Origin of the sequence: Kocuria sp. p3-SID1428, from assembly GCF_025149945.1 — a bacterium.
In the GTDB taxonomy this organism is placed as follows: domain Bacteria; phylum Actinomycetota; class Actinomycetes; order Actinomycetales; family Micrococcaceae; genus Kocuria.
Genome location: NZ_JALXVH010000003.1, coordinates 48,585 through 61,465, shown reverse-complemented (window position 1 = coordinate 61,465; position 12,881 = coordinate 48,585). Strand labels below are relative to the sequence as shown.

General features: G+C 72.1%; 11 protein-coding genes. All 11 read left to right on the top strand.

Annotated elements, in window-relative coordinates; genetic code table 11:
* Positions 1 to 128: 128 nt before the first annotated feature.
* The 11 genes from M3E84_RS01400 to M3E84_RS01350 all read left to right on the top strand — a co-directional run bounded on the left by M3E84_RS01400 (position 129) and on the right by M3E84_RS01350 (position 12,865).
* Positions 129 to 1,127, top strand: coding sequence for a WcbI family polysaccharide biosynthesis putative acetyltransferase (locus M3E84_RS01400; protein ID WP_259894176.1), 999 nt, complete (start codon positions 129 to 131; stop codon positions 1,125 to 1,127).
* On the top strand, positions 1,124 to 2,149 hold the full coding sequence (locus M3E84_RS01395; RefSeq protein WP_259894175.1) for a hypothetical protein: 1,026 nt from the start codon (positions 1,124 to 1,126) through the stop codon (positions 2,147 to 2,149). The genes M3E84_RS01400 and M3E84_RS01395 overlap by 4 nt, the downstream gene beginning before the upstream one ends.
* Complete coding sequence (locus M3E84_RS01390; protein WP_259894174.1) at positions 2,146 to 3,474, top strand: glycosyltransferase family 2 protein; 1,329 nt, start codon at positions 2,146 to 2,148, stop codon at positions 3,472 to 3,474. Before M3E84_RS01395 ends, M3E84_RS01390 begins: the two co-directional genes overlap by 4 nt.
* Before the next feature lie 70 nt (positions 3,475 to 3,544).
* Positions 3,545 to 5,251: a nitrite/sulfite reductase gene (locus tag M3E84_RS01385; protein ID WP_396415532.1), complete on the top strand. Its 1,707-nt coding sequence runs from the start codon at positions 3,545 to 3,547 to the stop codon at positions 5,249 to 5,251.
* Positions 5,248 to 6,009: a phosphoadenylyl-sulfate reductase gene (locus M3E84_RS01380; protein WP_259894169.1), complete on the top strand. Its 762-nt coding sequence runs from the start codon at positions 5,248 to 5,250 to the stop codon at positions 6,007 to 6,009. Before M3E84_RS01385 ends, M3E84_RS01380 begins: the two co-directional genes overlap by 4 nt.
* A 59-nt stretch (positions 6,010 to 6,068) precedes the next feature.
* Positions 6,069 to 7,001: a sulfate adenylyltransferase subunit CysD gene (gene cysD / locus M3E84_RS01375; RefSeq protein WP_259894167.1), complete on the top strand. Its 933-nt coding sequence runs from the start codon at positions 6,069 to 6,071 to the stop codon at positions 6,999 to 7,001.
* 52 nt (positions 7,002 to 7,053) lie between these two features.
* Positions 7,054 to 8,481 carry a sulfate adenylyltransferase subunit 1 gene (locus M3E84_RS01370; RefSeq protein WP_396415531.1) on the top strand — a complete coding sequence of 476 codons (1,428 nt, stop codon included), beginning with the start codon at positions 7,054 to 7,056 and terminating at the stop codon, positions 8,479 to 8,481.
* Positions 8,482 to 9,654, top strand: coding sequence for an ABC transporter substrate-binding protein (locus tag M3E84_RS01365; RefSeq protein ID WP_259894164.1), 1,173 nt, complete (start codon positions 8,482 to 8,484; stop codon positions 9,652 to 9,654).
* Entirely contained in the window at positions 9,651 to 10,418 is a 768-nt protein-coding gene (locus M3E84_RS01360; RefSeq protein WP_259894163.1) for an ABC transporter ATP-binding protein, read from the top strand. Before M3E84_RS01365 ends, M3E84_RS01360 begins: the two co-directional genes overlap by 4 nt.
* Positions 10,408 to 11,364, top strand: coding sequence for an ABC transporter permease (locus M3E84_RS01355; RefSeq protein ID WP_259894161.1), 957 nt, complete (start codon positions 10,408 to 10,410; stop codon positions 11,362 to 11,364). Before M3E84_RS01360 ends, M3E84_RS01355 begins: the two co-directional genes overlap by 11 nt.
* A gap of 88 nt (positions 11,365 to 11,452) precedes the next feature.
* Positions 11,453 to 12,865, top strand: coding sequence for an FAD-dependent oxidoreductase (locus M3E84_RS01350; protein WP_259894160.1), 1,413 nt, complete (start codon positions 11,453 to 11,455; stop codon positions 12,863 to 12,865).
* The last annotated feature ends 16 nt before the right edge of the window (positions 12,866 to 12,881 follow it).

The following is a 12,881-nucleotide window of genomic DNA, read 5'->3' as shown; positions in this document are numbered from 1 at the left end:
GGATCGGCGCTGCTCGCAGCCTCTGACTCCCCTGCACAGCACGATGCACTGCTGTCAGCCCTCCACCGCCTTCCGCGCAGAAGAGACCCCACGGGGCCCCTGGTCATAAGTATCGTTATCATCATACGGTGAGCAACCACGGGCGCGCGAAGCACTATGCGGACTTCTACGGACAGGCCTCGGAGCGCGCCGGACAGGACGACGCCGCCCCGGATGATCTGCCCCTCGTGGTCGTGATCGGCAACTGCCAGGCGGAGTCTCTGCGCGTGCTGCTGGATGCCGATCCCGGCCTGCGCTCCGTGCGCGTCCCGCCGGTCTTCGAGTGGGGCACCCGTGATGCGGAGGCGGCCGCCCGGCTCATGGCCCGGACCGACGCGCTCGTGATGCAGCCGGTGCGCGACGACTACCGCGGCCTGCCCTCCGGCACGCGCCAGCTCGAGGCGCTGCTGCCGTCGTCGTCCCTGCGGCTGCGCATCCCGGTGCTGCGCTATGCCGGGCTGCACCCGTTCCAGGTCATCGTCCGGGACCCGGAGGACAGCTCGCTGGATCCGCCCGCGGTGCCGTACTCGGATCTGCGCACGATCGCGCAGGCCTCGCGGGCGGGCGCGGGCCTCAGGCCCGACGCCCTGCCGCCGAACGCCCCGCGGCTGGAGGCCGAGGCGCTGGAGGCCCTGCATGCCGAATCCGTGGGGCAGCTGCGAGCACGCGAGCAGGCCCATGGCACGGTCGTCATGTCGGATGCGCTCGAGGCCCGCCCGCACTGGCACACCATCAACCACCCCGACAACGCGACGCTGCGCATCCTGGCCCAGCGGGTGCTGGAGGAGCTGGGCCGGGGGCTGGGCTTCGCCCCGGACCCGGATGGCGTCGCCGATCCCGGGCGCGAGCTGCTGCGTTCGGTGGAGGCCCCCGTGGATCCGACGCACGCGAGGGCGCTCGGGGCTGTCCTGCGCCCCGACGCGCGCACGAGCGGATGGCGGCTGGGCACAGGCCGGGACGCCCGGGAGCTCGATGAGGCCGGGATCGCCCGGGAGCAGCTCGCCTTCTGCCGGGCCAGGCCGCGGCTGATCGAGCGCGCCCTGGCCCGGCACGGGCAGCGCATGACCATGCTGGGGCTGCTGCCGTGAGCCGCCGGGCATCGGTGATCAGCCATCTGGTCGTGGGCCCCGAGAGCCACGGGGTGGTCCGGCACGGGCTGGGTCTGTTCCACGCCGCGCGGGAGGCCGGGGTCGGCGGGTTCGACCACCGGCTCGTGCGACGGACCGTCGAGCTGCCCGTCGCGGAGCCGTCCGCTCAGGCGCTGCTGCACGTCAGCTTCACCGACGCCCTGTTCGGCGCCGATGCGGACTGCGCGGTCGAGGCCGTGCTGCGGCTGCGCGGCCGCGGCCTGCTGAGCGTGGGCCCCCACGACGTGCCGCAGCCGGAGGAGGGGGCGCAGAGGTTCGCTCGCCGCCGCACGGCCTTCGCCCGCCTGGTGCGCGGCGCCGATCTGGTGATCGCCCACTCCGAGCACGAGGCTGCGGCCCTGCGCGCGCTGGCCGGCGAGGGGCCCGACGGCGGGGCGAGCACCGCCGTGCGCGCGGTGCCGCTGCCCCTCGAGGAGGCTCTGCCCGTCGAGTGCCCCGCGGCCGCCGGCGATGGCGCGGTCGTGGGGGTTCTGGGCTTCGTGCATCCCGGCAAGGGCATCGAGGATGTGATCGACTCCGTGCCGCGGGGGACCCTGGTGCGCGCGATCGGGGCGAGTGCTGCGGGCCACGACGCCGACGTCCAGGTGCTGCGGAAGCGCGCCGCGGCGCGCGGGGTGCGCTTCGAGCTCACGGGCTACGTCCCCGAGCCCGAGCTGGCGGGGCAGCTGGAGGCGGTCGACGTCCCCGTGTGCCCGCACCTGCACGTCTCCGCCTCGGGCTCGCTCAACACGTGGATCGCCCACGGGCGCCGGCCGCTCGTGGTGGACGGCCCGTACATGCGCGAGATCGACGAGCGCTGGCCCGGCGCCGTGCTGCGTCGTCGGCGCGAGGAGCTGGGGACCGCGGTGGGCGAGCTGCTGGCCGAGCCGCGGCGGACCCGGGCCGATCGCCCGCTGCCGCGGTGGGGCTGGGCGCAGGTCGCCGAGGCCTATGCGGATGCGTGGAAGGAGCTGCTGCGATGACGCTCGCGTCCGCTGGGGCCGACAGCGGCGGGATCTCCGTGGTGATCCCGTACTTCGAGGACCAGGAGGGCCTGGACGCTGTGCTCGCGGGGCTGCGGGCGCAGGAGCCGGTGCAGGCGCTGGAGATCGTCGTGGCCGATGACGGCTCCGCGTGCCCGCCCCGGGTCCCCGCCGGGGTGCGCGTGGTCCGCCAGGAGGACCGCGGGTTCCGAGCGGCGGCGGCGCGGAACCTGGGGGCCGGGCACTGCCGCGGCGGGATCCTGGTCTTCCTCGATGGCGACACCGTGCCCGAGCCGGGCTACCTCGCCGCCGTCGAGGAGGCCCTGCGCGAGCATCCCCACGCCCTCGTCGTAGGGACCAGGGTCCATGTGGACGACACCGCGCAGCCGCCGCGTGATCTGGGCGAGCCGCAGTGGCTGGCCCGGGCGTGGGCGCAGACAGATCATCTGCGCCGCCACGACGACTCCCACTTCCGCTACGTGATCTCCGCGGTGCTCTCCTGCCGCCGCTCGACCTTCGAGCGCCTCGGGGGGTTCGACGCCGCGATGGTCGGCTACGGCGGGGAGGACTGGGAGCTGGGCTGGCAGGCCGTGCTGGGCGGCTGCGAGCTGCTGCATGCCCCGGCGGCGCGCGCGGTGCACCGCGGGGCCGACTGGGGCGGGCGCTCGGAAGCCGATCCGTCGGCGGCCGTGCTGCAGAAGAACCGCGAGAGCCTGCGCCTGGCCTCGCGGATCACCCATCCGATCGCCCGGCCCTCGGGGATGGTGCATGCCGTGGCGGACATCCTGGTCACCTGGGGCGATGCTGCGCAGAGGGAGGAGCACCTGCGCACGGGCACGGCCGCACTCGCGGTGCGGGATCTGCTGGGATCCGGCGATGTCCACGTGCGGCTCCCGGGCGGGTCCGGGGACATGGCAAAGGAGCTGGAGGAGATGCTGGCTGCCGATCCGCGGGTGCAGCTGGGGAGGCCCGCTCCCTCCGTCGGCGGGCCGGGGGGCGCCGCCCGTGTCCGCCCGCGCTTCGAGGTCGAGCTGGTGCGCGCCTGCCGCATCCCGCCGGGCGGTCTGCAGGAGGCCTGCGAGCAGGCGGCGGCCCACGATGCGCCCGCGCTGGTGGTCACGGGCGGCGGCCAGGTGCTCGCGCGGATCGTCCCCGTCCGGGTCGCTGCTCGCACCGCCCTGGGACTGCGCGGCCGGGATCCCGGGGAGGCCGTCGGCGCGGAGGAGCAGATGCTGCGCCTGATCCGCTGCTGGCCGCTGCTCCAGGCGGGCACGCGGCTCGAGGACGTCTTCCGGGATGACGCAAGAGCCGGGCCAATAACTTAGTCAAGCCTGAGAAGTCAATGATGACGCCGGGTGACCTCGCATGTGACGCGGCGGCCCCCGTCGTCGTTCCATGGTCGGCATGACGAGCGAGACCACCTCGCGCCCTGCGCGCGCACGCAAGCCCAAGCCGGAGGGGCAGTGGGCGGTCGACGGCCGCGAGCCCCTGAACCACAACGAGGAGTTCAAGGCCGCCGACGACGGCTTCGCCGTGCGCGCCCGGATCGAGCAGAAGTACTCGAAGGAGGGCTTCGCCTCGATCGACCCCGATGATCTGCACGGACGCTTCCGGTGGTGGGGGCTGTACACCCAGCGCCGCCCCGGGATCGACGGCGGCCGCACCGGCGCGCTGTCGGACGCGGAGATCGAGGACGAGTACTTCATGATGCGCGTGCGCCTGGACGGCGGGGCCATGTCCCGGGCCCAGCTGCGCTGCCTGGCCGAGATCTCGCAGGTCTTCGCCCGGGGCACCTCGGACATCACGGACCGCCAGAACATCCAGTACCACTGGATCCGCGTGGAGGACGTCCCCGAGATCTGGCGGCGCCTGGACGAGGTCGGTCTCGACACCGTCTCGGCCTGCGGCGACGTCCCCCGCGTGATCCTGGGCTCCCCGGTGGCCGGTGCGGCCGCCGACGAGATCCTCGACCCCACGCCCGCGATCGAGGCGCTGAAGGACGAGGTGCGCACCCTCGAGTTCTCCAACCTGCCGCGCAAGTACAAGACCGCGGTCACCGGGCACCCGTCGCTGGACGTGGCCCACGAGATCAACGACTGCTCGTTCGTGGGCGTCGTGCACCCCGAGCTCGGCCCCGGCTACGACCTGTGGGTCGCCGGCGCGCTGTCGGTGCAGCCGTACCTCGGCCAGCGTCTGGGTGTGTTCGTGCAGGAGGACCAGGTTCTCGACGTCTGGCGCGGGATCACCTCGATCTTCCGCGACTACGGCTACCGTCGCCTGCGCAACCGGGCCCGCATGAAGTTCCTCATGAAGGACTGGGGGCCGCAGAAGATGCGCGAAGTGCTGGAGCAGGAGTACCTCGGCTACGCCCTGGCCGACGGCCCCGCCCCTGCCGCGCCCACCGGCCCCTCGGACCACATCGGCGTGCACCGGCAGAAGGACGGCCTCAACTACCTGGGCGCGGCCCCGCGAGTGGGCCGCATGCCGGGGGAGAAGCTCGCCGCGCTGGCCGAGATCATGGAGCGCTTCGGCTCGGACCGGGTGCGCCTGACCCCGCAGCAGAAGATCGTCCTGCTGGACATCGCCGACGACGACGTCGACGCCGCGATCCAGGCCCTCGACGAGATCGACCTCAAGGTCAAGCCGTCGCCGTTCCGCCGCTCGACCATGGCCTGCACGGGCATCGAGTTCTGCAAGCTGGCGATCGTGGAGACCAAGCAGGTCGCCTCGGACACCATCGATGAGCTCGAGCGCCGTCTCGAGGACCTCGAGCTGGACGTGCCGATCTCCCTGCACATCAACGGCTGCCCCAACTCGTGCGCGCGCATCCAGGTCGCGGACATCGGGCTCAAGGGCCAGCTGCTGCCGACCGAGGACGGCGATCCCAAGCCCGGCTACCAGGTGCACCTGGGCGGCGGGCTGACCAGCTCGGAGCACGGCGGCGAGGCCAATCTGGGTCGCACCGTGCGCGGGCTCAAGGTCTTCCAGGACGAGCTGCCCGAATACGTGGAGCGGCTGACCCGCCGCTTCGCAGAACAGAGGGAGGCGGGCGAGAGCTTTGCCGCATGGAGCACGCGCGCTGAGGAGGACGATCTGAAATGACCGCTGGAACCGCTGAGAAGACGATGCGCAGCGAGGACGAGCTGCGCGAGCTGGCCGCCGCGGGCGCTCGCCAGCTGGGTGCCGAGCTCGATTCCGAGGGCCACGTCCCGGCCCAGGGCGAGGCCGATCACACGGCCGCGATCCGCTGGGTGGCCGAGACCTTCCCGCACGCCCGCGTGGCCGTGGCCTGCTCCATGGCGGACCTGGTGCTGCCGGCCCTGGTGGCTGAGCAGATCCCGAACGTGGACGTGCTCTTCCTGGAGACCGGCTACCACTTCCCGGAGACGGAGGGCACCAAGGAGGCCGCCAAGGCCATGCTCGACATCAACGTGATCGACGTGATGCCCAAGCTGACGGTCGCCCAGCAGGACGAGCAGCACGGCAAGGACCTGTTCCGCACGAACCCCACGGCCTGCTGCGCCATGCGCAAGGTGGAGCCGCTGGCCGAGTCCCTGCAGGACTACGAGGTCTGGTTCACCGGCGTGCGCCGCGACGAGTCGCCCACGCGCACCGACGCCCCGCTCGTGTCCTTCGACGAGACCCACAAGCTGGTCAAGGTCAACCCCATGGTCCGCTGGTCGCTGGACGACCTCGTGGAGCACTCGGACTCGCACGGCCTGCCCGTGAACCCCCTGCTGTCCGAGGGCTACCTCTCGATCGGCTGCGCGCCCTGCACCCGCAAGGTCGCTCCGGGCGAGGACCCCCGCGCCGGGCGCTGGTCCGGCAGCGACAAGATCGAGTGCGGCATCCACCTCTGATGCCCCTGCGGGGTCGCCCGCACCGCGAGACCACAGCACCTTCAGGAGAGCGAGACCCCATGACAGAGACCGCCGCGTCTGCCGCCGTGTCCGCCACGGGCGAGCAGTCCGCCCTGGACGCCCTCGAGTCCGAGGCCATCCACATCATCCGCGAAGTCGTCGCCGAGTTCGACCGCCCCGCCATGCTGTTCTCCGGCGGCAAGGACTCCGTGGTCATGCTGCACCTGGCGGCCAAGGCGTTCTGGCCGGCGGCGATACCGTTCCCGGTGCTGCACGTGGACACCGGGCACAACTTCCCGGAGGTCCTCTCCTTCCGCGACCGCACGGTCGAGCGGCTGGGGCTTCGCCTGGTCGTGGCCTCCGTCCAGGACTACATCGACGACGGCCGCCTCACCGAGCGCGCCGACGGCACCCGCAACCCGCTGCAGACCACCCCGCTGCTGGATGCGATCGCCGACAACCGCTTCGACGCCGTGTTCGGCGGCGGGCGCCGCGACGAGGACAAGGCCCGGGCCAAGGAACGCATCCTGTCCCTGCGCGATGAGTTCGGGCAGTGGGATCCGCGCAACCAGCGCCCCGAGCTGTGGAACCTGTACAACGGGCGCCACACGGCGGGCCAGCACGTGCGGGCCTTCCCGATCTCCAACTGGACCGAGCTGGACATCTGGCGCTACATCGAGCGCGAGCACATCGACCTGCCCCCGATCTACTTCGCCCACGAGCGCGAGGTCTTCCAGCGCGACGGCATGTGGATGTCGGTGACCCCCGTGTCCCAGCCGCGCAAGGGCGAGCACATCGAGGCGAAGCAGGTCCGTTACCGGACGGTGGGCGACATGTCCTGCACCGGAGCGGTGGTCTCCCAGGCCGCCACCGTGTCCGACGTCGTCGCGGAGGTGGGCGTCTCCACGCTGACCGAGCGCGGCGCCACCCGGGCCGATGACCGCATCTCTGAGGCCGCCATGGAGGATCGCAAGAAGGACGGCTACTTCTGATCCTCCGGGCCGTGAGCCCCGCTGCCTCCGCCCCGTCCACGCCCCAGCGCCGATGCGCGCCGACGAACCACAGAAGGTGCCCGTGACCGAGACCTCCGCTCCCGCCGTGACCTCCACGATCGATCCCGGCTCGCTGTTCCGCTTCGCGACCGCCGGCTCCGTCGACGACGGCAAGTCCACCCTGGTGGGCCGCCTCCTGCACGACGCCAAGGCGATCCTGGCCGATCAGCTCGAGGCCGTGGCCCGCACCTCCGCCGAGCGCGGCTTCGGCGGCGGCGAGGGGAAGCTGGACCTCGCCCTGCTGACCGACGGCCTGCGCGCCGAGCGCGAGCAGGGCATCACGATCGATGTGGCCTACCGCTATTTCGCCACCGACCGCCGCTCGTTCGTGCTGGCCGACTGCCCCGGGCACGTGCAGTACACCAAGAACACCGTCACCGGGGCCTCGACCGCCGATGCCGTGGTCCTGCTGGTCGACGCCCGCCACGGCGTGCTCGAGCAGACCCGCCGCCACCTGGCCGTGGCCGCGCTGCTGCGCGTCCCGCACGTGGTCGTGGCCGTCAACAAGATCGACCTGGTGGACTGGTCTCAGGCCCGCTTCGACGAGATCCGAGAGGAGATCACCGAGGTGGCCCGCAGCATCGGCTCCGAGGAGCTGCTCGAGGGGCTGAAGGTCGTCCCGGTCTCTGCGCTGGAGGGCGACAATGTCGTGGAGCCCTCAGAGCGGCTGGCCTGGTACTTCCAGGGCGGCTACGACGGCCGCCCGCTGCTGCGGATCCTCGAGGAGCTGCCCACGGTCGATGAGTCCGGTCGCGGCGAGGCCCGTCCCTTCCGCTTCCCCGTGCAGTACGTGATCCGCCCGCAGGGCGGCGTGGCCCAGGGCGTGGACCCCGAGACCACCCGCGACTACCGCGGCTACGCCGGGCAGATCGCCTCCGGGACGGTCGCTGTGGGTGATGAGGTCGTGGTGCAGCCGTCGGGGCGTCGCACCACGGTCGTGGGCATCGACGTGGCCGGCACGGCCGCCGAGCAGGCCGGCCCGTTCCCGGGCGAGCAGCTCACGGAGGCCGCGGCGCCGCGCTCGGTGACGCTGCGCCTGGCCGATGATCTCGACGTGGCCCGCGGCGAGCTCATCGCCGCCGCCGAGCCGACCCCACCGGAGCCGATCAAGGAGCTCACGGCGCGCCTGGCCTGGCTCGGCGAGACCCCGTTGCGCCCGCGCTCGCGGGTGCTGCTCAAGCACGGCACCGCCACGGTCAAGGCCATGGTGGGCGAGATCGTCGGGGCCCTGGATCTGGAGACCATGCAGCTGCGTGAGGCGCAGTCCCTGGAGCTCAACGACATCGGCTCCGTCGTGCTGCGCACCCCCTCGGCGCTGCCGCTGGACGACTACGCCCAGCTGCGCCGCACCGGAGCGTTCCTGCTGATCGACGAGCAGTCCGGGAACACCCTGGCCGCCGGCCTGGTCGGGGAGGGCTGAGTGGCCGATCGCAGCCCCGGTCGCGCCGGCGCACCGGAGCCGCTGGAGACCGTCACCCGCACTGCCGGCGTGGCCCAGGGGCGGCAGCGCGGCAAGCGCCGCCTCATGGGCTGGCCCCTGGTGCTCGCGGGGCTGGCAGTGCTGCTCGTGCTGTCCGTGACGGCCACGGTCCTGCGCGCCGATGGGACGCTCGAGGCACTCGAAGACCAGCGGATCCAGACCTCGGACGCCGAGAAGCTCACGCTGGGCTACTTCGCGAACCTCACGCACGGCCCTGCGCTGGCCGGTGTGCACGACGGCCTCTTCGCCGAGGCGCTGGGCGAGACCGATCTGAGCACCCAGGTCTTCGCGACCGGGCCCACGACCATCGAGGCCATGAACTCGGGCGAGGTCGACGCCGCGTTCATGGGCCCCAACCCCGCGATCAACTCCTACGTCCAGTCCGGCGGGGAGTCGATCACGATCATCGGCGGGGCGACCTCCGGGGGCGCGCAGTTCGTGGTCTCCGACGACGTCGCCGGCGAGGACGACCTGGCCGGGCGCACCTTCGCGACCCCCGCTCTGGGCGGCACCCAGGACGTGGCTCTGCGGGTGTGGCTCGCCGAGCGCGGCTACGAGGTGGACACCGGCTCCCCGGACTCCGTCTCGATCACGCCCATGCCCTCGGGGCAGGCGCTGCAGACCTTCCGGCAGGGCCAGATCGACGGCTTCTGGGGCCCTCAGCCGTGGGTCACCCTCATCACCGAGGAGGGCGGGCGCGTGCTCGTGGACGAGGGCGAGCTGTGGCCCGACGGCCAGTACCCCACGACCGTGCTGGCCGTGCGCACCGACTACCTGAAGGAGCACCCGCAGACCGTGGAGAAGCTGCTGGACGGTCTCGAGGACTCGGTAGCCCACCTCGAGCAGATGCCGCAGAAGGACGAGGCCGCCATGCTCAACGAGGCCATGGTCGACGCCCAGGGGCAGGGGCTGCCCGAGCAGACGCTGATCAGCGCCCTCGAGCAGATGCAGTGGACCTCGGATCCCCTGGCCTCGACCTACTCGACCCTGCTGGACAACGGCGTCTCGGCCGGGGTCACGCAGGAGGCTTCGCTCGAGGGGCTGGTGGATGTGCAGCCGCTGAACCGCGTGCGCGAGCGGCGCGGCCTGGAGCCCGTGGAGGCCCAGCAGTGAGCGGGCAGTCCGTGATCAGCCTGGACGGGCTGGCCAAGTCCTTCGGAGGGACGCCCGTGCTCGCTGACCTGGATCTGCAGGTGCGCCGCGGCGAGTTCGTGACCCTGCTCGGAGCCTCGGGCTCGGGCAAGACGACGCTGCTGAACATCATCGCCGGGCTCGAGGAGCCCACCGCCGGCAGCGTCACCGCCCCGGCCGAGGGCTGCGCCTTCATGTTCCAGGACGCCTCGCTGTTCCCGTGGCTGAGCGCCGGGCGCAACGTGGAGCTGGCCCTCGAGCTGGCCGGCGTGCCCCGTGCCCGGCGCCGCGAGCGGGCCGAGGAGCTGCTCGAGCTCGTGCGCCTGCCTCAGGTCGCGGACAAGCGCCCCCACGAGCTCTCCGGCGGCATGCGCCAGCGCGTGGGCCTGGCCCGAGGGCTGGCCCAGGAGCGCGAGGTCCTGCTCATGGACGAGCCCTTCTCCGCCCTCGATGCCATCACCCGCGACCTCCTGCAGGAGGAGCTGCTGCGGATCTGGGAGGTCACCGGGCGGACGATCGTGTTCATCACCCACAACGTCTCCGAGGCCGTCCACCTGGGCCAGCGCGTGCTGCTGCTGTCCTCGCGGCCCGGTCGGATCGTGGAGCAGTGGGACACCGGGCCCTGGAAGGATCCGAGCGCCCACGGCTTCGAGGCCAGCGGCCAGAGCACCGAGGAGACGCTGGCGGAGCTGACCCGCATCATCACCCGACGGCTCAGGGAGGAGATCGGTCGCCATGCCCGCTGATCGCACCATTGCCGACGCCCAGGCCCCCTGGGTGCAGGGCCGCGGCACGCCGTCGTCGGGCCCGTCGTCCTCCGCCCTGTCGGCGGCCGATCCCGACTCCCCGGACAGCGCCCTGGCGGGGCTCGACGCGCTGCAGTCCGACGGCCGCCGTCGACGCTCCCCGGGGGAGGTCTTCCGGCAGCGCGCCGCCCCCACGCTGGCCGCGCTCGTGGCCGCCGTGCTGATCTGGCAGCTGCTCGTGGCCCTGATCGATCCGCGCCCGGACATCATGCCGGGGCCGATCGACGTTGCCCGCCAGATCGGGGCCGCCACCGCCGACGGCACCCTGCCCGGTGCGCTGGGGACCTCGCTGTGGCGCGGTATCAGCGGCTTCCTGATCGCGGTGGTCGTGGCCACGCCGCTGGGCCTGCTGATCGCCTCGTGGCAGGGGCTGCGCAACGCGGTCGGTCCGCTGATCTCGGGGATGCAGGTGCTGCCGTCGGTGGCCTGGGTGCCGGCGGCGATCGTGTGGTTCGGGCTCTCGGATGCCACGGTGTACTTCGTGGTGCTGATGGGCGCGATCCCGTCGATCGTCAACGGCATGCTGGCCGGCGTGGACCAGATCCCTCCGCAGCTGCTCAAGGCAGGGCGGATCATGGGTGCCACGGGCTCCACGCTGGCGCTGAAGGTCGTGCTCCCGGCCGCCATGCCGGGCTACGCGGCCGGGCTCAAGCAGGGCTGGGCCTTCTCGTGGCGCTCGCTGATGGGTGCTGAGCTCATCGCGATCGGCGGCTCTATCGGCTTCGGGCTGGGGTCCCTGCTGGCGCAGGGACGCACGGTCTCGGACATGGCCGTGGTGCTCACCGCCGTGCTGTCCATCCTGGCGGTCGGCATCGTGATCGAGCTGCTGCTGTTCAACCCGCTCGAGAAGCGGCTGCTGCGGGGTCGCGGCCTGCTGCGGTCCTGAGTGGACCACCCCATTGCTTAGGCTGGCCTCAGTGGATCAGCCGCAGAATCGTACGCACGGCCCCGCGAGGGCCGAGGAGGAGAGACACATGACGGAGCAGACGCAGTCGCAGGGCGCCGGACGGCCGCTGCGCGTGGCGATCATCGGCGCCGGTCCCGCGGGGATCTACACCGCGGACATGCTGGCCAAGTCGGAGGCCGTGAAGAGCGGCGAGGTCGAGGTCTCGATCGACCTCTTCGACCGCTACCCCACGCCCTTCGGCCTGATCCGCTACGGCGTTGCCCCCGATCACCCCCGCATCAAGGGCATCATCACGGCCCTGCGCCAGATCCTGGGCAGCGGCACGGTGCGCTTCTTCGGCAACGTCGAGTACGGCCGGGACCTCACCCTGGGCGATCTGGAGGACCTCTACGACGCCGTCGTGTTATCCACCGGCGCCGTCAAGGACGCCCCGCTCGAGGTCGAGGGCGTCGAGCTCGAGGGCGTGCACGGTGCGGCGGACTTCGTCGCCTGGTACGACGGCCACCCCGACTACCCGCGCGAGTGGCCCCTGGAGGCCGAGCAGGTCGCGGTCATCGGCAACGGCAACGTGGCCCTGGACGTGGCCCGCGTGCTGGCCAAGCACGCCGATGACATGCTCACCACCGAGATCCCGGACAACGTCTACCGAGGGCTGAAGGCCAACCCGGTCACGGACGTCCACGTCTTCGGCCGTCGCGGCCCGGCGCAGATGAAGTTCACCCCGCTCGAGCTGCGCGAGCTCGGCAAGGTCCCGGACGTCGACGTCATCGTCCACGACGAGGACTACTCCCCGGAGGACGTGGCCGATGAGGCCGCCGGCGACTCCAACCAGGCCAAGGTCATGCTCAAGACCCTGCGCAAGTGGACCGAGGACGAGACCCCCAAGACCGCCTCGCGCCGCCTGCACCTGCACTTCTTCCAGCGTCCGGAGGCGATCCTGGGCGAGGACGGGAAGGTCGCGGCGCTGCGCACCGAGCGCACCCGCCTCAACGAGGACGGCTCCGTGTCCCCGATCGGCGAGTACGTGGATCACCCCATGGGCGCCGTCTACTACGCGATCGGCTACCTGGGCTCGCCGCTGCCGGAGATCCCGTTCGACCTCCACCGGGGAGTGATCCTCAACCAGGAGGGGCGCGTGGTCGATCCCGAGGGCGCGGTGCTCAATGGCGTCTACGCCTCCGGCTGGATCAAGCGCGGGCCGGTGGGCCTGATCGGCGCCACCAAGTCGGATGCCCTCGAGACCATCACGCACCTGCTGGAGGACCGCGGCCAGCTCTCGGCCGTGCGCCCCGAGCCCGAGGCGGTCGTGGAGACCCTCGAGTCCAAGGGCGTCGAGTACACCACCTGGGACGGCTGGCTGCAGCTCGACGAGCACGAGCAGTCACTGGGCGCCGCCGCCGTCGACGCCGCGGGCAGCCCGCGCGAGCGCGTGAAGGTCGTGGACCGCGAGGAGATGGTCCACGTCTCCCGCCAGGGCTGAGGCCGCAGAGGCGCAT